Below are 18,613 nucleotides of genomic sequence, written 5' to 3'. Positions count from 1 at the left end.
TCCTCCGTGAAAGACGGACGCTGTCTGCAGAAGCGAATGAAAGCGTGAACTAACGGCGGCTGAGCCAGTCCAGCCAGCGCGGTTGAACCTTCGCGTCGTTTTCAAGCCACCATTTTGCGTCGATCGTCAGGCTGTTGGCCGAATTTTCCGGCGCGCCCGGGAGCCTCGCCAGCGTCTCCTTCGGGATGCCGTCCAACGCCGCCTTGTTGGCCATGCTGTAATAGGGCAGCAGTTTCAGCGCGGCGCGCGCGCCTTCCGCTCGCATCATCCAGGCGACAAGTTTCTGAGCGTCCTTGATGTTTGGCGCACTCTTGGGAATGGCCCAATAGGACTGTTCCATGATGCTCTGATTGTAGCCAATCCCGATGGGTTCTCCGCGATCGATCTGCGCCATGGTGCGCGCAAGGCTCGACCCCATCAGGTCGACCTCCTTGTTCTGGATCAGCACATCCCACTGCGAGGTCTTCTCCACCCAGAGATTGACCTTGGGCCCGATCTTGTCGAGCGCTTTGAAGGCGCGGTCGATATCGATCGGATAGATGTCCTTCGGGGCCACGCCATCGGCCATGAGCGCGATTTCCAACGTCGGCTTCGCTCGCGCATAAAGCGCACGACGGCCGGGGAAGGTCTTTGTGTCGAAAAACTCCGCCCAGTTGGCGGGGCCTTTCTTTCCGACTGTCTCGGTGTTCCAGGCCATGATGGTCGCAAACGCGATCGAGCCGACGCCGTATTTCGTCATCTGGGCTGGATCGAGCTGCTCCTTGGGCACCAGCTTGAACATCAGGTCGTAGTCGATCGGCTCAAGCAAATCATCTTTCATCGCCAGCAACATCTGGCTGCCCTCGAAGTCGACCACGTCCCACTCGACATTCCGGACCTGATTCATGACCTTCAGCTTGGCGACATCGGGAATGGAGGTGAAGGATACTTCGATGCCGGTCGCCTTGCTAAAGTCGCCATACCAGGCGGCGTGCATGCGCTCGACGGTCGGACCGCCCCAATTGTTGACGACCAGCTTTCCCGAGCCGCGAAATGCTTCCGGCGCTTGCTGCGCATGGAGTCCGGAAGGCAGCGATAACCCAAGCGCCACGAGCGCGATCAACCCAAGTCTGGATTTCATTCGTCTCTCCTATCGGAATATGTTGGGAAGCTTTGTTTCCTCCTGATTTTTCTGAAGCCACCTAATGCGTCATGACGTGCGCCGTGTGAGGCGCCCAGAAAAGCTTGCGCGTCTCGCCCTGTTCGGGAAGTTCGATCACGCCATCCAGCGCGCGGGTGACGACAATGGGACCGTGAACAGTGGCGAACTGCATATGCAGGAGGCTGCCGAGGAAGCGGACGGTCGTCAGCGTTCCGTCGATCGCCCAGTTCGGCGCTGCTTGGTTGGCGCCGTCGATGCGCACGGTTTCCGGTCTCACGCAGAGAATGGCGCTGCCTGATCGCGATTCGGCCAGCGGCAGCTCACCGTTCTCCAGCGCCAGCCGGTCGCCTTCGGCGGCGCCGCGAAAGAGATTGGATTCGCCGAAGAAATTGGCCACGAAGCTATTCTGCGGTTTCAAATACAGATCGCGCGGACTGGCGACCTGCTGTATGCGTCCCTCGTTGATGACCGCGACGCGATCGGACATATTGAGCGCCTCTTCCTGATCGTGCGTGACGAAGATCACGGTCTGCCCAAGACTCTGCTGCAGGCTGCGGATTTCGCGCTGCATTTCGACGCGCAGGTTGCGATCGAGGGCCGAGAGCGGCTCGTCCATCAGAAGAGCGCGCGGACCGAACGAGATTGCGCGCGCCAGGGCGATGCGCTGCTGCTGTCCGCCGGAAAGCTGAGTGATGCGGCGATCCGCGAAATCCCCCATATGCACACGGTCAAGCGCCCACCTGACCTTCGCCTCCTGCTCGGCCTTCGCGATGCGGCGAGCGCGCAGGGGATAGGCGACATTCTGCGCAACCGTCATATGCGGAAAGAGCGCATAGGACTGAAACACCACGCCGATGTCGCGCTGATGCGGCGGCACGCGGGAAATGTCGCGCTTGCCCAGCATGAGGCGTCCGGCGTCCGGCGATATGAAGCCGGCGACCAGCATCAACAGCGTGGTTTTGCCCGATCCCGAAGGCCCGAGGATGGTGACGAATTCTCCGGCGTTCACCGCGAAATTCGCTTCCTCCACGACGACCTTGTCGCCGTAGAACTTGCTGATGCGCCGAAAATCGATGCCATACCCATGCTGTTCGTCAGCCCTGGCGGCAGACGCAGAAGAGATATCTGTGACTGGCGCTGGATTCTTGAAGGCGACGTTCATGAGAGGAGATCCGTTGGCGGGAAGAGCAAGCGGAACGCCGCCGCCCGGGGAAACATGCAAGAGACTGGCCGCCGCTGCGCCGCTGGCGCGCCGGGCGAGGCGACCGCTGCGGTTTGCTTGCCAGAGGCTCCACGCAGCAAATGATCCGAGCACGATGAAAAACTGTACCGAAGCGATCGATGTCACGGTCTTGTCCAAGCCGTTCTGGCTGATCCCGTCCCACAGCTTGCGAGGCAAGGTCTCGAAGCGAGGGCCCGAGAGGAATTGCGCTAGCACCACCTCGTCGAAAGAAAAAACAAAAGAAAAGATTGCGGCGGCAAGGATCGCGGGAACCAGAAGCGGCAGGATCACCGCGAAAAGCGTGCGCAATTGGCCGGCGCCGAGCGACGCTGAGGCTCTTTCAAAAGCCGGATCGAGGCTGGCGAGCCGCGACATGACCGGCATGACGACGAAGGGCAGGACAACGATAGCGTGAGCAATGGCGAGCGCCCATATCGAGCCAAGCAAGCCGTTGCGCGCGAAGACGATGTATAGCCCGACCGATATCACCATCAGCGGCACGATCATCGGCGCGATGAAGAACATCTTCAGGAATTTTGACATCGCCTTGTTCTCGACTCGCGAGATCCCGACCGCTGCCGCCGTGCCGACGACAGTCGCGAACAGGGTCGCGAGCGCCGCGACCTGCAGCGACAGAAGCGCATCGCGGCCCCAACGGGGATCGTCGATCAGATTGCGGTACCATTCGAGCGACAGTTCCTTCGGCGGGAAAACGATCGCGCTGCCTGCTCCAAAGCTGATCGGGACGATCATGGTGACCGGGAGGATGACGGCCACCAGCATCACCCAGCCATAGATCTTCATCACACGTGCGGCGTTGCCCTGGACAAGGAACTCCATCACCTTCCTCCCTTGTCGTAGATGCGATCGACGCCAGCGACGCGGTCGTAGATGAAAAGAAGCCCGATGCAGAACACAAGCAGCACCATGGAGGTCGCGGCGGCGAGTTGCATGTCGCCGAGCTGCTGAATCTGATCGCGAATCGCCATAACGATGGTGGGAGCGCGACCCCCGCCGAGGATCGCCGGCGTTATGAAAAAGCCGAACGCCAGCGTGAAGACCAGCATCGAGCCTGCGACCAGACCGGGCAGGCTCAGCGGCAGGTAGATGTCGCGGAACACGCGCGGTGGGCTTGCGCCCAGGCTCAGTCCCGCTCGAACATAAGCTGGATCGATGGCTTTCATCGCTGGAATCAGCGTGAGAACCATGAACGGCAGCAAGATGTGAACCATGCCGATATAGGCGCCGAGTTTGTTGTAGACGAGTTCAAGCGGGCTATCGATGATGCCGACACTGATCAGGAAATTGTTCACCAAGCCGCGACGCTGAAGGATGATGATCCAGGCGAAAGTTCGCGCGAGGAAGCTCAGCCAGAGCGTCATGAACAGAACCATGCCCATCCAAGCCGAGAAGCGCGAGCTGACATTCACCATGAGATAGGCGATCGGATAAGCGAGAAGCGCACATAGAACGGTGGTCAGCAGGGCAAGCTGCAAGGTGAAGAACAGGAGCTTGAGATAGACCGGCTGCAGAAGATCGATATAGCCCTGCAGCGAAAAGCCGGCCTTGCCGCCGCCGCCGAAGCTCATCCAGAGCAGCACGAGCAACGGCATGACGAACACAGCGATCATCGCCAGCGTAGGGACCGCCATCAGCGACAGGGTCAGGCCACGTTGCTGGCGTTGCCAAGCCGTAAGGCTGCCGCTGGCGGCATCCGGCAAAAGTCTGCTGTTTTGTCCTTCCTGCGCTGATGCTTCGATCTGCGTCATTCCTTCACCCGTCGTACTCCGGTCTCAATCGCGCGAGCTGCCCCGGCGCCAGGCCAAATTCGAAACGATCGACGTCCCTTCAAACAGCCATTTCAGGAATCGCGATGCGGCCTTTGTCGACGACCGTTACGCCGTCCAGCGCAAGGGACGTCTTTCGCAGCGGGATATCCATGTGACACTGTGTGTCGTTCGCGCCGCCGAGCTCGGTGTTCGGACCGAGCGAAAACAGCACGTTCCCATAGTAGCTCAGAGAATTGACGCTGATTTCCTGCGTCCGCGTGCGAGTGATTGCGCGGTGGAACCATGTCGCCGTGTTCAGAAGACCCCAGCCGATATGGCTGATGGCGTAGGCGCGTGGATCTCTGAAACTCTCCATGTAATCGCGCAGCAGGGGAGCGTCCATTCCATCGCCGTCGATATCAGTGACGAAACCCTCCTTGATGGTCAGCTTCACGGGGCTCTCGATCATCCTCTGGAAGGCGGTGACGGTATCGCCCGGCATCACCATCACGACGCCGTTCACCTTGCCGTCGTAGGCTTGGCTGAGCACTTGTCCGGTGGCCATGTGATCCCAGCGACCGGGCGTGTCGGTGTAGCCATACTGGGTCATGACGCGGTAACCGCCCATCTCGTACGTCGCGTCGGTGCCGGCGTCCGACCAAATCCTCAACGTTTTCGCCTTGCCCAATAGCTTTTCACCGAATTCGATGCGGCGGCGCAGGTCCGTGGTGGGAAAGTTTTGCGCCAGAACATCAAACGGCTCGCGCACGAAAAGCATGCGTGCGCCGGCGCCACAGATTTCATCCTGCTCAGGCGAGAAGAGTGTTCCCATGACGTCGATGATGAGGTCGGCTTTCTTCAGCGCCTCGATGACGGGCCGATTGCCGGCGATCGCGGTCTTGCCCGTTGTCTGGCGCGCCGAGCGCTTTTCGCGCAGCGGCACGGTGATCTGGAACGGCGTCGCGCCAAGGTCTCGCGCGGCGAGCAGAAAGGCTGACGCGTAGTCGGCGCGGATGTCATCCTCGCACAGGACAATGACCGTCTCCTCTGGCTTCAGCGCGCAGAGCTTGAGCTGCTCCGTGAACAGTTTCACCATTTCATGTTGCGAGGGCATGGCGACTCTTTCTTCAGATGAGCGCAGCGATCTTCTTCAGGTCGGCCACCATCGCGCCGGTGTCGAATTCAGCGACCAAGCGTTCGCGCATGCGTGGAGCGGGGCTGGCGTTGACATTCTCAAACAGCGCCACGCGACCCGCGAGCGACGAGGAGGTCAGGTCCCAGATGAAGTTCATCAACTGCTCTTTCTGCATGCTGGTGACGCCCTTTCCGGGCAGCAGTTCGTTGAGATGCGGGCCGATATCGGGATTGGCGAACGCGGCCTTACCAAAGCGCATGACCAGGCCCTGGCCGCACATTTCCTGCAGCACGTGGATGATGTGCGGATAGTTGCGGATCGCATAGAGGCGCCCGGTTGTGATCATCATCACGTCGGGGCACATGACGCCGCTTTCATTGACCTTGGCGCTAGCTTCAGACGCGAGGATGAAAGCTTCGAGCGTGCGATTATATTCGATGATCTCCGCCAGCATCGAACGGACGCCGGGTATTTGGCCGGTGCCGAGAACTTCAGTCACCATCTTGGCGCACGCGACGAAGATTTCGGACTTCACCTTCAGCCGGGTCAACACATGATAATGCGCGAAAAGCGTCGCTTTGCCGGAGATGGCGGAGACATGCTCGTTGCCGAGATTGAATATCCGCTCCTTCGGAATGAAAACGTTGCTGAAGATAACGAGCTGGTCGGCTTCCTCGCCTTTGTGACCAATCGGGTGATCGAACGGGTCGGCGCCGGGATTTGAAAGCATTTCACGGCTGACGAGCTTGATGCCTTCGGAATTGATCGGCGCTGCGCCCCAGATCGCGGCTTCCTTCGGCGTGCCGGGATAAGCGAGGTTGGAGAAGAAAATCTCGTTGGTTTGCGCCGCGATGGAGCCAACCGATTTTGCGCCGGAGATGTAGACGCCGCCTTTCTCGACCTTGGTGACGCGCAGCAGCGATGCCGCCTGTGCAAGCGGCGAGGAGCGATCGTTCTGTGGCCCCGTCAGGCTCTCGGCGCAGGTGATCGAATTCATGCGGCCGAACTGGACATAGCGCCGAACGTTTTCGGCGAAATCCGGCTGGCATTCGGGGAAGGCGGACTGAAAATCCTTGAAGAGATGCAGATGGGCGAGGATGCCCACGGCCAATGTTGGACCGAGGTCCGGCGGGCGGCCGAAGGCGCCGAAGGTCTTTCGCGACGTGTATTCGATCATCATCCGGCGGCCGAGCAGTTCCTCCATCGTTTCCGGAACCTGCCAGGACCGGGTGGTCATCATCCCCGACGCGCGGTCGAGAACGGTTGTGGCGTCCGCATATTCCTTGGTGAACTGATCATCGAACATCGACGCCATCAGATCGATGCCAGCGGCGAGCGCCGGCTCGTCCGTCACCTTCTCCACCTTCGCGCCGTTGACCCAAAGCTGGCGGCCGTCATCCAGAGAGGCCTTGAATTCCGCCCCGGTCTTCAGCGCGTGTTTCGTCATGATATTCACCAGTCGAGCTCCCGTCTGTTTCTTCAGTCCCCGGCCACACGAAGAACGGAGCGCGAACCTGCCCGCGTGGCCCGTCCCCTTCTCCGGCCGCCGGATCGTGCCAAGGATGCTTCCTCTGACTCGCGCAGGCGCCGGACTGGAGGGCTCCGGTCTGATTCGGTTTAAGCCGACCAAATCTGGTTGCCTGCAACCAAGATGCCAACCCAAGCCGTACAACCTGAGTCAGGCTAGATACTGGTTGGGCGACTGACAAGCGCAAGATTTGGCAGGTTTCTGAGCCGGCCGAAGATGCGACGCAAAACGGCGACACTATTTACATAAGTATCTGACATTATGAAATAATATCGTCGCTCTGCGAAGGGCCCGCGTGTTGGACACCACTGAGATTGATTAAATAATGAGCGGGTGCCGAAAAACCAAGGCGCAACCAAATTGCCATCGACAAATGGTTGCCTAAACCATATACATTGGCGGAAACCGGCTTGATTGTGGTTGGAGAAGTCGTTGGAGCTCCGGACGGAGGGGGCGCCTGAAAAAGAGTGTCACAAGCATAAGGCGGCGGCACGACCGTACGAGACAGCTTCGGGAGCACGCATGAGGACGGCCCTAACAGTGAGAGACGACTCGAATTCCATGCAGGAAGTGACGCAGGCCATCCTAGGGATGACGGAGAACGGCCCTTTTCCTCCAGAGCGGCAGATGGCTGAGCGCATTGGGGTGAGTCGCCACCTTTTGCGGAAAGCGCTCGCCGCGCTTCGTGACGAAAGCAAAATCCCGGATAGCAGGCCCCGCAGCCTGAAAGCGTCTTCCAACCGGACGCGCGGCCCGAACAAGGCCCGGGCTACAAGAGCGAATATAGCCAACAAGACGAGCCCCGCGGAGCTGTGGGAGGTGCGCCTATTGCTGGAGCCCGAAATCGCTCGGCTGGCGGCGACGCGCGGCACGCCGACGGAGATCGACGATATCGCGGCCGCTCATGAAATGGCGGAGCCCAACGTCTTCGACCGGATCAAAGACAATCTCTTTCACAGAGCCATCGCCACGGCGAGCCACAACATCCTCGCTGCCTATCTGCTGGAGCAGTTGATGGATCTAACCATGGATGAGACGTTTCGCACGCGTCTGCCGGCCTACACCAACGAGACCGGCTGGCGGCATCACGAAATCATCGTTGACGCGATCCGCGGACGCAGAGCGGCGGATGCGGAACGCGCGATGCGCGAACATCTGATCGCGATTCTGCAATGGCTCAACGGTGGGCGCGAAACGTCGCAGCTCTCGGCCAAGTGACGCCTGAACCTCTTTGACGCTCTCAACGAACAGCGAGGACCGGGAATATGACGAATTCGTCGTCGCGATCGAAAGCGCTTGCAGCAATTGGTGAAGGTGAGCCCGGTGGCCGGGCGGGTGTGGATTCGCAGACCTTCCGCGCTGCGATGAAGACCGTCGCGACGCCCGTCACGGTGATCGCCACCGGCGAGGCGGGCATGCGTTACGGCATCACGGCGTCGTCCGTCTGTTCGCTAAGCGATCAGCCACCCATGATCCTCGCTTGCATTAATCGGAACAGCGCCATCCTGCCTTATATTCGTGCGAATGGCTGCTTCTCGGCGAATTTCCTCGCCGAGGCGCAGTCGGCCCTTGCCGAACGGTTCGCGGGAATAACGAAGGTTTATGGTCCGGAACGATTCGACTTCGGAAGCTGGGGACGGCTGGTGACCGGCGCGCCCGTTCTGGAAGACGCGCTTTCCGTCTTCGACTGCAGCCTCGATTGCGAGCACGACTCGCCGACCCACGCCGTTCTCATTGGCCGCGTTGAAGCGATCCGACAGGGCGCGATATCGCGCGCACTGGTGTATGCGCGAGGGCGTTTCAGCTTTCCGGAACCTCTCGCGGCCGAGAGGTGATATTCGCGCAACCGACGAGGAACGCCTTTCCTCAGATTTGGCCGACAGCGTCGCTGCTGTTCTTCGAGGATCTCCCCTATAGCGCGTGATGAAAATCTGTCGGACAGCGTTAATTCGGCGCCTGCGGCAAATTGCGTTCACGCTGTGCGAGCGAAGCTCATCTTACTCTCGCGGGCTACAACGCGGCAGGTCGGACAGGATTTGGCTGCGTGAACAGAGCCCGCTTAAGAAACTGCGGGTGCCACGCCACGCTAGGTACGGACCATCGTCGACATCTTCTCACGCTACTTGCCGGCTTTGGAGCAGCGGCAAAGCTATCGCGCAGAAGACATCGTGCAAACACTGGAACAAACGTGCATGAAGCTCGGCTATCCCAAGACGATTTGTGTCGATCAGGGTCTTCGCCGCCGTCAGCGAGAAGGAGACGACAAAGCTGATTTCGGAAATGTCAGGCCAATACACGGTCAGGGTGCGCGCCTGCTGCAGGGAACGGCGCCGCGTATCGGCGTCAACTATACCCAGCAGAAGAAGAATCTGATCGAACCGGGCGAAGTGCTCCAGGCCCGTCACGATGAGCAGTTCGTGTTTATCGCCGGCGCTCCTCCGATCCGGATGGGACGCGCGATCTATTTCCGGCGGCCGGAAATGCGGGCCGCCTGCAAAGGTAATCGCTTCGTCAAGGACGCGCCGAAATGACAGCGCCGGCGATAGGCTGAGGCGATTGCGCTGGCGGCGCCGTCATCGTTATTGCGAGCGCTGAATCAGCCTCAACGCGCCTTAGCCTTATCGAGCGCTGCGCTCATCTTCGCGCGCCAATCTTTGCCGCTGGCCTTGAACCTCGCCAGTGTCGCCGGACTCACGCGCAGGGTCACCGCCTGTTTCGCGTTATCGAGACAAGGCCGTCCTTGCGAACGGCTGATGCTCTGCATCAGATCGGGGACATCTCTGCGAACGGTCTAGCCGCCTCTAATTCTCTTTTTGTGAGAGCTGGAGAATCGACCGCCTTCCAATCGGCATTCGTGTAGCCGCGACCGGCGATGAACTTTTCCCGAGTTGTCATGCCAGCAGCCTGTTTCGCTTTACGTTGGCGGGGCGGAGTCTGGCCGCCGAGACGGCTTCGCTAACGAGAGGACGAACCGGGATTTTGACCGAATGCTTAACCAAGCGCGTTACGTACGATCAGGCTCAGTGCGCCTCGGCCGGTGGCAGATTGAGATGCTGTTCGACGCGGCGCAAACGAGCTTCGGGCTCGCTGATGATGACGCCATGACCGACCACGGAGCTATGATAGTCAACGACCTGGCGGCGCAGGCCCACGATCTGCTCGGAGAGTTCTTTACGCAAGCTGGCAAGGTCGGCCTTCGTCGCCATTTCGGCGCGGACAGCGGCGATGTCGCTTTTCAGCTCGGCGCGCAGGCCGTCAAGATGGTCCTTGGTCGCCATATTGGCACGCATTTCGCGCAGGAGAGTGAGGACGAGGTTATCCGGTTCGGTGCTCATGACCTGATCCTATCAGAGAGATCGAGGGATGGGGAAGGAGGGGCGCGTGGCCCCTCCGCGCCGCGCTCAGCGCTTCCCTGACTTGGCGGGCTTGGGCTCCTCCTTCGCCGGCTTCTCGGCGAGCCGGGTCAGCTCGCTGACCACGAAGGTGTAGCCGTATGTCGTCTCGCCGTTCTTCTCGTATGACGCGTCAGAGGCGATTGAGATCATGAGGTTCGGGTCCACTCCGCGGACTTTGCCGACGCGGCCGATCTGGTTCACTTCGCAAAGCTGGATCATCGTTCTCTCCTTTGTGAGCATCGCACCATTGCGATGGCGGTCTACGGGCGACGGCGGACGGCTCCGGAGCGGACAGGCCGAAGACGAGAATGAAGCGGCCGACAGGCCGCACGAAAATTCTTCGGCCTGGGCGTCGCAGCGCAGCGGAGAGCCCCGGCCGCGCGTCTGAATTTTGGAGCGAGCGCCAGCGAGCGGGCGCGAGGAATGCGGCGAAGCCGCAGGGGAAAATTCCAATGCGCAGGGGCCGAAGGACGCCGGCCGGCGGCGCCAGACCACGCCATCACAGCAATGGCGCGTACGTTCTCACCAGAGGAGAGGGCGCTGCGGGACTTACCCTACCGCGTCGCGCAAGCGGCGCGATCCAAATAAAAGAAGCAGGAAGCGGCGAGCGCAGATACTGGGTTGTCGTGCGCTCTGTTCTGTCTCGAGCTGCGATGAAGGCTTCGCGCCGCGCGCCTGCTAACGCATGCGCCTCCCTGGCCATTCAGCGGCGCGCTCCCATTACCTTCCTCTAGTCCCCGGCCGAAGCGGATAAACGATTATCCCGATTGGAATGAGCGAGGCGGCTGCGGTCCTTTACGACCTTCGGAACGTAGGGCGATACCCCTTCGTCAATTTCCGTCGCAGCAGATCCTGTAGCTCCTCCCTCGCAGCTTCATAGCTCGGGTGAAGGCCAACGATGATCCTGCCGCCGCGGGAACCGATCCGCCCGAATGAGCGCGTGCATGACCAAGTATCAAAGAAAGCTATCTCGACCGACAAAGCGTAGTACCGGGCCATATTCCGACTGGGATCAACTCGCCGCAGCACCGCAGCCTCGACATTATTGTTATCCTTCATTTACCGAGCCCCGCAAATAAAGCCCGAAGATTCTTTATTTGGGGGCAGTGGTCCAACGCAGAATTTGAATCGATGGATGGTGATTGATTCAAGTCGCTAATGCGGCCCGTACGCTTCGCGCGGTTCCGATTGCGACGAGCCGCGACTGGCCTCACACCGGATGACTCCTAGATACGACGGAACAGGTCGTGGTCGTCGCGAGCGTAACTGAGGAAACCTCGGCCAGCGTTCATGCAGCGGCAAACGCGGCCGACGACATGGCTAAAGCCATGTCTCAAATCGGACAGGAAGTCCAAGAGGCCGGCCATATCGTCGCTCGTGCGGTCAGGGCAAGCCATGAAACGGCCGCTCGGATGAAACAGCTATCTGGCGCCTCCGAGAATGTCAGGGCTATCGTCGAACTGATCAGCGACATCGCCGCGCAAACAAATTTGTTGGCGCTGAACGCCACTATCGAAGCAGCGCGCGCCGGTGACGTAGGCAAAGGTTTCGCGGTCGTCGCACAGGAAGTGAAATCTCTGGCTGCCCAGACCGCAAAAGCGACCGTGGAGATCGACGAGCAAGTCAGCGGGACCTGTTCAGTCATCGCCGATTCATCGCGCGACATTGACGCTGTCACAATGATCATCGACCGTCTCAACGCTATTGGCGAAACGATCGGGACGGCCGTGCAACGCCAAAGCATGGCGACCAAACACATCGCCTGCAGCGCGCAACAGGTTTCGAACAGCACCATAGACGTCACAGAGAATGGAGAAAGAGGTAACGCACTTTCTGGCGCAGATTCAGGCAGCCTGAGATCTTGGGCGCGCTAGTTCCATAATAGCAATTATGCGAATTAAATCAGTTATTTAGATGGCGTGATCGATGTCACTCTCGGCCACGGCAGTTCGGGAGCGCATAGTTGACGACGGCCATATGGCCACTCACGACAAGAGTCGGCGTCTTTAGATCCTCGAAATGTTTGGTGCCCAGCTGATCTGATTTCCCGGGAGGATGAACAGATAACCCACGCCCGACAGTCCTGTCGTGCGGCTCGACGAAAGCAAGTCGGTCCGCTGCCATGCTTGCGACGCGACCGCCCATGAACTTGCCGCCTATGATTAGGGAGCCATTTGCTGCGAGCGCGTCGATCGCATCAATGTATTCATGGCGAAGCGTTTCCGCGCGCCGCGGCTTGCGAGTTCCGCTATTTCGTCGCTCTGCCGTATAATCAAATTCGAACGGCGCAATTCGCATTCCGACAGCAGCAAGCGCCGCAGACGCTGCGTTCATTTGCTCCAAATACCAGCCTTGAAACGCTATCCATCGATCCAAGAACCGCCTGCGGTCCAACGCACATTGAAGGGCGCAGCCTCAGCCGCTGCGAGCGTGGGCGGCATAACAAATTCGGCGATACGCGTCTGGATTGCCGGAAGCGGTTCGGGTGCAAGGGCGATCTCAGTCCGCCTCAGAAACGCCGCCCATTGGACTTGCTTTACCTCGGCGAAGCCCGCCGTCAGCGCCAACGGCTTCTTTGAGGGAAGCGGCGTTTCACGATGCTCGAAGGTCGTTTTAATCGCTCGCGCCAGTACCTCTCCTTCAAAGGTGAAGGCTCCCGCAATGGCCCACAGATCGAAGAAATCCTTCATCCGCGAATTGAGCATGTCGAGCGCCACCATGGCTTGGAACTTCTCCGCCACAACAGTCTCAGGTGGATAAGCCCTGAGATGCGGCGCCGGCTGCTCCAGAAGCGAAGGGTATTCTATGTCAACTGGGGCCGGCGTGATCACATCGCCGTATCCAATGTCGACATGCATGGGGAGGCGCGCGCCTCCGAGTTCGGCGACGAAGTCCAACCGTACGCCAGCATATTCGTCTTGCTCACGCGCCGCAGCGGCGCGCAGCGTCTCAGGCCTGAAGACTACCCCATCATTTGCAACCTGGGTGGCGAGGATTTCCACAAACACGGCTGCGATGGCAGCGGGCGTATTCTCTCCAAATCCGAGGAGATCCAGGTCGCCAGTGGCGCGGTAGGGCACAGGCGCCCACAGGCTGAACAGCATTGCACCCTTCAGGACGAAACGACTCCGGTGCGACGAAACACTCAGGCGATAGAGTACACGCTCGATGACGCATCGAGTCATCAGCAGCTGGGCGTTCTCACGACGTTCGCGAGCACGCTCAGTCAACCGATCGCGTACAGAGACGCCAATATTCTTTGGCGCCTTCATGAAACCATGGCCTCGATGTAGGGGCGCATCACGGTCTGGACGCGATCGATCTCAGCGTAACGCCAAAGCTCGTTCAACCCTACCCGCCCCTTTCGCGATTTGATGAAATCCCGCAGCGCCTCGATTGCGACATCGAGACCGATTTTGTTGCGGTGCTTGAAACAGTCGGCCACGGTCTTCGCTGGCGATGTGATGGGAACCGGCACGCCGTCTACCTGATGAGTCTCTATGCCAGCCCTCAGCGCTTCGCCGCTGGCGCGAACGATCTTCAGCGAGACCGACGGATTGGCCGGCGCCCAGTCCCTTGGCCCGAGCATCATCCATACGACGTGAGGCGTCTGGGTCGTGAGGTTGTGGAACTGCAGCGCCGAAAGCAGGCCAATGACCCCTTTTGGCTGTATACGTGCGGCTTCAGCCAAGCTGGTCGCGCTGGCGGTCTCAGCGTTCGCCAATTTGTAGAGGCCGCGGCCGACCTGCTGGAGAATACCCTCGTCGCGCAGTCTTTGCAGATAGACGCGCGGCACGCCAGCAGCGTCGAAATCACGTCCGCGCGCGATCCCTTGTCGTCGCGCGACCTCGATGGCGCGGTCTCGATGGGTTTGGGTAGCCATTGCCTATGTTATAAACCCTTTATCTTAATTTTCAATATACAAGGATTTGTAACATGACCCGCCGGATAGCCGGAGGGCGGGAGTCATCGCTGCCGACCATCTGGTCGAGTTTCTGCCGAATTATGTAGCCTAGCTGCACAGCAGGCCCAAATTTAGCTACAGCGCCCAGAAGCTACGTGCCGACGACTTCCGGAATTAGCGGGACTAGCGGACGCGATATATATTCACATTCGCCTCCGATCTTCGGAGACGGTCGGCAGTTGTCATTCTGGCGATTTCCGAACCGAGGCTGGGCCAGTGTAGAGCAGACCGAGCATTGAGATCGCCGCGAACGCAGCCCCGCCAGAAACGCACCTTGCGTCCCGACCAATCCCATAGCGCGCCGGCGGCGGCGCTCGCCGCAAGCATCGCAAGGTCAAGATATTGAAGAAGACGAACGCTGTGCCTCGCTCCGCCGAGGCGGCGTCGGCGACGAGCGTCGCCAGAAATCCCTGCGCGAATCCCATATGCAGACCCCGCAGGACAATCCCGAGCGTGGCGCCGGTAAGACCATTGGCGAATGCGAGCACCAGGTCGGCAGCAATCAAATTGCAACCCCGATCGTCAGCACCGTCATGCGATTCATCCGATCGGACAAAACACTCACGGGATACGCAAGATCGACTTGAAAGAAACATCAGCACCCGCGCCAACGCGTCAACAACCGAACATCCACGACGGTTCTTCAGACATTCGCCTCGTAGTCGAATTCGCCCCTATATCGCGGAAGCTTACAACAATCGTATGGCGATCTGACGGTTATAACAAAGTTTCATCGCAATCGCCCCAAATCGCAAGCCTAAACACATCAGCTTATCGCAGAGAGCCGACAATTGCCTCCCTTCAAATGCTCGGAATATACATTGCCTGAGATCCGCGCCGGGCAGCTGGCGTCTTCATTTGTGTCTTCGCAAGGATTCCGCGCGCATGTCTCGTATCGAAGCGATCTATCATCTCCGCAGCACATCTGATGCCATCGCGGCGCGCGCAGAGGCCCTAGCGATTGAGCAAAGCGTAGAGATGCCAGTTTCCGCCGTACGGGATTCTCGCATTCTAGCGGAGATCGTCGGCGAAATCAGCAACATCAAGCTTATTGGCGAGAATCTCTATCGCGTCGTCATCGGGCTCGCGGCTGATAGCATCGACGGAGACTCCGGCCAGCTTCTGAATATGTTGTTTGGCAACAGCTCGCTGCACGACGACGTATCCTTGCAAGACTTCGAGCTTCCGGCCGAAACGCAGCGATCGATTGGCGACGGGCCGCGCCTCGGTTTGAGGGGCCTTCGCGAGCGGGTCGGAGTCAGAACACGCGCACTAACTTGCGCAGCGCTCAAGCCACAAGGGCTAACCGAGGGCAAGCTTGCCGAGATCGCCGAGGCGCTGGCGCGTGGTGGCGTCGATTATATCAAGGACGATCATGGGCTGGCGAATCAACGGTACAGCCCTTTCGCGACAAGGATATTAGCCTGCGCAGCAGCGGTCCGTCGCGCGGGAGACAGCACAGGACATCCCACGCGTTACGTTCCTAGCCTGACTGGCAGCCTTGATCAGATTCGCGAGCGGATCGCTTTGATGCGCAATGAAGGCCTCGACACCGCTATGCTAACGCCGTCGATTCTCGGCCTTTCTAACGCGCAGGCCCTTGCGCGCGACTATCCCGAGATCGCCTTCCTTTCGCATCCGAGCTTCGCGGGGGCGGTGAGCATTGCTCCAGCGTGCCTGGCGAAGTTGCTGCGAATCATCGGCATAGATGGCGTCATATTCCCCAATCATGGTGGTCGTTTCGGGTATCCCGCCCAAGCTTGCAAGGACATCGCGTACGCGGCGCGAGGACCGTTGTACGGGCTCGCGTCTGCGGTTGCCATCCCGGCTGGCGGAATGAGCGTCGAGCGTGCGCCGGAGATGATCGACTTTTACGGCCGAGATGTCATGCTCCTCATCGGCGGGCGTTGCTTGCGGAAGGAGACAGACTGAGCGCGGCTGCGGCCGCTTTCGTTCAAACAGTTGCGCGTGCATCAGGAGAGTAACGGCATGGCTGATGAAAAGCCGAAATATTCCGGCGTGCAGACGCCCATTCTGCGGCGCTCCGAGCCGTTCTTTTCGTGGGAGGATACCGCGCGTCTTCCCTACAAGGAGACGGACGCCGCGATCTTCAAGGGGATCTCCCGCCAAATTCTATTTTCCGAAACCGCGCTGGCTGGCGAACTCCGTTATTTCGAGATCGAACCAGGAGGCTATTCCACGCTCGAGCGTCATGAACATGTTCACGGCGTGGTCGTTATTCGTGGCGCTGGACGCTGTCTTGTCGGATTTGAGGTCAAAGACATCAAGCCCTTAGATCTCATCACGATTCCTGCCTGGACGTGGCATCAATTTCGCCCGCTGGCGGATGAGACGCTCGGATTCCTGTGCCTGGTCAACGCCATAAGAGACAAGCCGGCGCTGCCGACAAACGACGATCTCGCCACATTGAACGCCGTGCCCTCAGTCGCCGCTTTTCTCGGGTCCTAGAACGTCGTTTTCCAGCGGCGTTGCAGAACAGACAATTATTCTCAGGCGACAGTGATAGGCTCGATTGAGCGGGTGCAACCCGCCATCGCGCCACCGCCAGAAGGGTCGCATGATCGATAGACCCACGTCGACTGCTCAGATTATTACTCTTGCTCCGCCAGCCGATGATCTCCTTCAGCGACTGACTTATGATGGCGAAACAATACTGCGAGAGACGCCTGAACTCACCGCTTTAGTTTTACGCATCGTGCGCGACGCCCCGACATTCGAAGACGCGGTCGCTCGACGCTCGGCGATGCGCCTCGATAGTCGCGACGTTCCCGCCCAGACGATCCTCAACGCGTTCCACCGCGCGTTCGCCGATGATCCTTCCATTTGTGTCGCAATTGGCGCAGACGCCAACGCAATTCTTGCTCGCGACCCCGCAGCGACGCGGATCATCGAGGCGGTTCTGTTCTTCAAGGGCTTCCACGCCATCCAGACCCATCGCCTTGCGCATTGGCTTTGGAACAACGATGGCCGGGACTTCGCGCTATATCTCCAAAGCCGCTCGTCTCAAGTGTTCCAAACAGACATTCATCCCGCCGCATCCTTCGGACGCGGGATTTTCCTGGATCACGCGACCGGACTTGTCGTCGGCGCAACCGCTGTTATCGAGGACGACGTATCGATTTTGCATAGCGTCACACTGGGAGGCACCGGCAAAGATCAAGGCGATCGCCATCCGAAGATTCGGCAAGGCGTGCTTATCGGCGCGGGCGCCAAAATCCTCGGCCCGATTGAGGTCGGACGGAATTCGCGTATCGCCGCCGGCTCCGTCGTACTGAGGTCTGTGTCGCCCGACACCACGGTCGCCGGAATCCCAGCCAAGCCGGTCGGGTCGTCTGGCAGCGTTAAACCGTCGCACCAGATGGATCAGATGCTCGGTCCTGAGGCTTACGACGCCTTCACCTATATCATTTGAGCCTCAATAGGAGATTCAGATCAGCGCGGGGTTTGCGCGCGCACTGCGTCGAGACCGGGTTATGAACAGTTCATCGTCCACCGTCGCTGAGCTCCAAGCGACAACGCCGCCTGTGCAATTGGCGATGCTCCGGGACAGTGAGCGACCCTAATCGGCCGCCGCCGCAACGCTCGCAACGACCGCGGACACGGCGCTCAGAGCCTGCGTCGAGCGCGCCGATCGGTCGGCCCCACCGAACAGCAGGATGGAGCCCAGAAAACCGAACGCAGCAACAACCTGCGCCAGAAGCCATGCTCGAGCAAGTCCACGGTGGGCGTGCATGCTGATCTTTTTCCTACGTCGCAATGCGCTTTATTTACGAGCTAAGCCGGATCGCGATGGAGCGCGCAAGCCGGTGATTGCTAAAAGCAATGGGCTTTCATCGCCGGCATCCCCAGCAATAGATTCATCCCCTCAAGCCATCTCTGAGGAAACACTACGTTTTCCTCAGACAGCCACGCAGGATGCGCGAAAATCGCCTCGCCCCTTGAAACGTCCAACGACGCTCCGGCCCGCGACTTCTAACGCAAGAGCCTTGGGAGGTCATTTTCTGCTCAAACGAAACGAGGCCGTACTCAGCGAGATGTAAAGGCCGACAAGAACAAGGCATGCGCCGAGACAGCGCAGTACGCCCGGCGGCCAACCGCGACTCCACCAGTCCAATGCAATCGCGGACGACATCTGCCCGCCAATCACAAAGAGCGCAGCCTTCGTCGCGCCCAGTCGCGGAAATACGAAAGCTGTGACCGCCACGAAGAGCGCGCCAAACACGCCGCCCAGCCAACCGCTTGGAGGAAACGTGGACAAGCGTTGCGATGGCCATGTTCCGAATGACGCAAGAATCGCCGTCAAGACAAGGAATCCCACCAGGTGATTCCATATCGAAGCCTTGAACGCGCCAAGCTCCACGCTGAGCTTGCCGTTAATCGCACGGCTTGCGCCAATGAAAGCGCCGTTGAGGAGCGCCAGCAGAATGTCGATCGCCAT

General features: G+C 59.6%; 21 protein-coding genes and 1 pseudogene. 8 read left to right on the top strand and 14 right to left on the bottom strand.

What is annotated here, in order from left to right:
- Positions 1-49: 49 nt before the first annotated feature.
- The 5 genes from L8F45_RS29055 to L8F45_RS29035 form a co-directional block, all read right to left on the bottom strand.
- The gene (locus L8F45_RS29055; RefSeq protein ID WP_342364181.1) at positions 50-1,120 is read right to left on the bottom strand and encodes an ABC transporter substrate-binding protein; all 1,071 of its coding nucleotides are present in this window, start codon (positions 1,118-1,120) and stop codon (positions 50-52) included.
- Between the two features lie 61 nt (positions 1,121-1,181).
- A complete protein-coding gene (locus L8F45_RS29050) occupies positions 1,182-3,203 on the bottom strand; it encodes an ATP-binding cassette domain-containing protein (protein ID WP_342364180.1) in 2,022 nt (673 codons plus the stop codon).
- On the bottom strand, positions 3,203-4,132 hold the full coding sequence (locus L8F45_RS29045) for an ABC transporter permease (RefSeq protein ID WP_342364179.1): 930 nt from the start codon (positions 4,130-4,132) through the stop codon (positions 3,203-3,205). The genes L8F45_RS29050 and L8F45_RS29045 overlap by 1 nt, the downstream gene beginning before the upstream one ends.
- A 79-nt stretch (positions 4,133-4,211) precedes the next feature.
- The gene (locus L8F45_RS29040) at positions 4,212-5,246 is read right to left on the bottom strand and encodes a 2,5-dihydroxypyridine 5,6-dioxygenase NicX family protein (RefSeq protein ID WP_342364178.1); all 1,035 of its coding nucleotides are present in this window, start codon (positions 5,244-5,246) and stop codon (positions 4,212-4,214) included.
- Positions 5,247-5,259: 13 nt separating this feature from the next.
- Positions 5,260-6,714 (bottom strand): 4-hydroxyphenylacetate 3-hydroxylase N-terminal domain-containing protein, encoded by a 1,455-nt coding sequence (locus L8F45_RS29035; protein WP_342364177.1) that lies wholly within the window; start codon positions 6,712-6,714, stop codon positions 5,260-5,262.
- 642 nt (positions 6,715-7,356) lie between these two features.
- On the opposite strand from L8F45_RS29035, the gene L8F45_RS29030 reads away from it, so the two are divergent.
- The 4 genes and pseudogenes from L8F45_RS29030 (at position 7,357) to L8F45_RS29015 (ending at position 9,326) form a co-directional block, all read left to right on the top strand.
- Complete coding sequence (locus L8F45_RS29030) at positions 7,357-8,013, top strand: FadR/GntR family transcriptional regulator (protein WP_342364176.1); 657 nt, start codon at positions 7,357-7,359, stop codon at positions 8,011-8,013.
- Positions 8,014-8,060: 47 nt separating this feature from the next.
- Positions 8,061-8,630: a flavin reductase family protein gene (locus tag L8F45_RS29025; protein WP_342364175.1), complete on the top strand. Its 570-nt coding sequence runs from the start codon at positions 8,061-8,063 to the stop codon at positions 8,628-8,630.
- 255 nt (positions 8,631-8,885) lie between these two features.
- A pseudogene (locus tag L8F45_RS29020) lies at positions 8,886-9,056 on the top strand (IS3 family transposase); the annotation flags it as partial.
- Between the two features lie 126 nt (positions 9,057-9,182).
- Entirely contained in the window at positions 9,183-9,326 is a 144-nt protein-coding gene (locus L8F45_RS29015; protein ID WP_342364207.1) for a type IV secretory system conjugative DNA transfer family protein, read from the top strand.
- A gap of 71 nt (positions 9,327-9,397) precedes the next feature.
- On the opposite strand, the gene L8F45_RS29010 is transcribed toward L8F45_RS29015, so the two are convergent.
- From L8F45_RS29010 to L8F45_RS28995, 4 genes are all read right to left on the bottom strand, one after another.
- Positions 9,398-9,559, bottom strand: a complete 162-nt coding sequence (locus tag L8F45_RS29010; RefSeq protein ID WP_342364174.1) for a BrnA antitoxin family protein — start codon at positions 9,557-9,559, stop codon at positions 9,398-9,400.
- A 256-nt stretch (positions 9,560-9,815) separates the two neighbouring features.
- Entirely contained in the window at positions 9,816-10,130 is a 315-nt protein-coding gene (locus tag L8F45_RS29005) for a hypothetical protein (protein ID WP_342364173.1), read from the bottom strand.
- A 66-nt stretch (positions 10,131-10,196) separates the two neighbouring features.
- The gene (locus tag L8F45_RS29000; RefSeq protein ID WP_342364172.1) at positions 10,197-10,409 is read right to left on the bottom strand and encodes a hypothetical protein; all 213 of its coding nucleotides are present in this window, start codon (positions 10,407-10,409) and stop codon (positions 10,197-10,199) included.
- A 576-nt stretch (positions 10,410-10,985) separates the two neighbouring features.
- A complete protein-coding gene (locus L8F45_RS28995; RefSeq protein WP_342364206.1) occupies positions 10,986-11,189 on the bottom strand; it encodes a WGR domain-containing protein in 204 nt (67 codons plus the stop codon).
- 248 nt (positions 11,190-11,437) lie between these two features.
- Here L8F45_RS28995 and L8F45_RS28990 point away from each other — a divergent pair, with 248 nt between their 5' ends.
- Positions 11,438-12,064 carry a methyl-accepting chemotaxis protein gene (locus L8F45_RS28990; protein WP_342364171.1) on the top strand — a complete coding sequence of 209 codons (627 nt, stop codon included), beginning with the start codon at positions 11,438-11,440 and terminating at the stop codon, positions 12,062-12,064.
- 55 nt (positions 12,065-12,119) lie between these two features.
- On the opposite strand, the gene L8F45_RS28985 is transcribed toward L8F45_RS28990, so the two are convergent.
- The 3 genes from L8F45_RS28985 to L8F45_RS28975 are packed head-to-tail and all read right to left on the bottom strand — an operon-like array spanning position 12,120 to position 14,073.
- Entirely contained in the window at positions 12,120-12,524 is a 405-nt protein-coding gene (locus tag L8F45_RS28985) for an alpha/beta family hydrolase (RefSeq protein WP_342364170.1), read from the bottom strand.
- Between the two features lie 26 nt (positions 12,525-12,550).
- Positions 12,551-13,462 carry a nucleotidyl transferase AbiEii/AbiGii toxin family protein gene (locus tag L8F45_RS28980; RefSeq protein WP_342364169.1) on the bottom strand — a complete coding sequence of 304 codons (912 nt, stop codon included), beginning with the start codon at positions 13,460-13,462 and terminating at the stop codon, positions 12,551-12,553.
- Positions 13,459-14,073 carry a type IV toxin-antitoxin system AbiEi family antitoxin domain-containing protein gene (locus L8F45_RS28975; RefSeq protein WP_425330069.1) on the bottom strand — a complete coding sequence of 205 codons (615 nt, stop codon included), beginning with the start codon at positions 14,071-14,073 and terminating at the stop codon, positions 13,459-13,461. The genes L8F45_RS28980 and L8F45_RS28975 overlap by 4 nt, the downstream gene beginning before the upstream one ends.
- Before the next feature lie 966 nt (positions 14,074-15,039).
- Here L8F45_RS28975 and L8F45_RS28970 point away from each other — a divergent pair.
- From L8F45_RS28970 to cysE, 3 genes are all read left to right on the top strand, one after another.
- Positions 15,040-16,086, top strand: a complete 1,047-nt coding sequence (locus tag L8F45_RS28970; RefSeq protein ID WP_342364167.1) for a RuBisCO large subunit C-terminal-like domain-containing protein — start codon at positions 15,040-15,042, stop codon at positions 16,084-16,086.
- 36 nt (positions 16,087-16,122) lie between these two features.
- Positions 16,123-16,623 carry a cupin domain-containing protein gene (locus L8F45_RS28965; protein WP_342364205.1) on the top strand — a complete coding sequence of 167 codons (501 nt, stop codon included), beginning with the start codon at positions 16,123-16,125 and terminating at the stop codon, positions 16,621-16,623.
- A gap of 109 nt (positions 16,624-16,732) precedes the next feature.
- Positions 16,733-17,587 carry a serine O-acetyltransferase gene (gene cysE, locus L8F45_RS28960; protein WP_342364166.1) on the top strand — a complete coding sequence of 285 codons (855 nt, stop codon included), beginning with the start codon at positions 16,733-16,735 and terminating at the stop codon, positions 17,585-17,587.
- Positions 17,588-17,734: 147 nt separating this feature from the next.
- Here cysE and L8F45_RS28955 read toward each other — a convergent pair whose 3' ends face one another.
- Both L8F45_RS28955 and L8F45_RS28950 read right to left on the bottom strand, forming a co-directional pair.
- On the bottom strand, positions 17,735-17,908 hold the full coding sequence (locus L8F45_RS28955; RefSeq protein ID WP_342364165.1) for a hypothetical protein: 174 nt from the start codon (positions 17,906-17,908) through the stop codon (positions 17,735-17,737).
- A 261-nt stretch (positions 17,909-18,169) separates the two neighbouring features.
- On the bottom strand, positions 18,170-18,613 hold the full coding sequence (locus tag L8F45_RS28950) for a DMT family transporter (protein ID WP_342364164.1): 444 nt from the start codon (positions 18,611-18,613) through the stop codon (positions 18,170-18,172).

It is taken from the genome of Terrirubrum flagellatum, from assembly GCF_022059845.1.
GTDB classification, from domain to species: domain Bacteria; phylum Pseudomonadota; class Alphaproteobacteria; order Rhizobiales; family Beijerinckiaceae; genus Terrirubrum; species Terrirubrum flagellatum.
Note: the sequence above shows the minus strand (reverse complement) of the source record. Positions and strands in the feature narration are given on the sequence as shown.

What these genes read in the sequence shown, in the direction of transcription:
- L8F45_RS29050 (WP_342364180.1), bottom strand. Translation starts at nt 3,203, where the DNA reads ATGGAGTTCCTTGTCCAGGGCAACGCCGCACGTGTGATGAAGATCTAT.
- L8F45_RS29010 (WP_342364174.1), bottom strand. Translation starts at nt 9,559, where the DNA reads ATGCAGAGCATCAGCCGTTCGCAAGGACGGCCTTGTCTCGATAACGCG.
- L8F45_RS29040 (WP_342364178.1), bottom strand. Translation starts at nt 5,246, where the DNA reads ATGCCCTCGCAACATGAAATGGTGAAACTGTTCACGGAGCAGCTCAAG.
- L8F45_RS28955 (WP_342364165.1), bottom strand. Translation starts at nt 17,908, where the DNA reads ATGCACGCCCACCGTGGACTTGCTCGAGCATGGCTTCTGGCGCAGGTT.
- L8F45_RS28980 (WP_342364169.1), bottom strand. Translation starts at nt 13,462, where the DNA reads ATGAAGGCGCCAAAGAATATTGGCGTCTCTGTACGCGATCGGTTGACT.
- L8F45_RS28985 (WP_342364170.1), bottom strand. Translation starts at nt 12,524, where the DNA reads ATGAACGCAGCGTCTGCGGCGCTTGCTGCTGTCGGAATGCGAATTGCG.
- L8F45_RS28950 (WP_342364164.1), bottom strand. Translation starts at nt 18,613, where the DNA reads ATGGCGATCGACATTCTGCTGGCGCTCCTCAACGGCGCTTTCATTGGC.
- L8F45_RS29000 (WP_342364172.1), bottom strand. Translation starts at nt 10,409, where the DNA reads ATGATCCAGCTTTGCGAAGTGAACCAGATCGGCCGCGTCGGCAAAGTC.
- L8F45_RS29045 (WP_342364179.1), bottom strand. Translation starts at nt 4,132, where the DNA reads ATGACGCAGATCGAAGCATCAGCGCAGGAAGGACAAAACAGCAGACTT.
- cysE (WP_342364166.1), top strand. Translation starts at nt 16,733, where the DNA reads ATGATCGATAGACCCACGTCGACTGCTCAGATTATTACTCTTGCTCCG.
- L8F45_RS28995 (WP_342364206.1), bottom strand. Translation starts at nt 11,189, where the DNA reads ATGGCCCGGTACTACGCTTTGTCGGTCGAGATAGCTTTCTTTGATACT.
- L8F45_RS28970 (WP_342364167.1), top strand. Translation starts at nt 15,040, where the DNA reads ATGTCTCGTATCGAAGCGATCTATCATCTCCGCAGCACATCTGATGCC.
- L8F45_RS29005 (WP_342364173.1), bottom strand. Translation starts at nt 10,130, where the DNA reads ATGAGCACCGAACCGGATAACCTCGTCCTCACTCTCCTGCGCGAAATG.
- L8F45_RS29025 (WP_342364175.1), top strand. Translation starts at nt 8,061, where the DNA reads ATGACGAATTCGTCGTCGCGATCGAAAGCGCTTGCAGCAATTGGTGAA.
- L8F45_RS28975 (WP_425330069.1), bottom strand. Translation starts at nt 14,073, where the DNA reads ATGGCTACCCAAACCCATCGAGACCGCGCCATCGAGGTCGCGCGACGA.
- L8F45_RS29030 (WP_342364176.1), top strand. Translation starts at nt 7,357, where the DNA reads ATGCAGGAAGTGACGCAGGCCATCCTAGGGATGACGGAGAACGGCCCT.
- L8F45_RS29035 (WP_342364177.1), bottom strand. Translation starts at nt 6,714, where the DNA reads ATGACGAAACACGCGCTGAAGACCGGGGCGGAATTCAAGGCCTCTCTG.
- L8F45_RS29055 (WP_342364181.1), bottom strand. Translation starts at nt 1,120, where the DNA reads ATGAAATCCAGACTTGGGTTGATCGCGCTCGTGGCGCTTGGGTTATCG.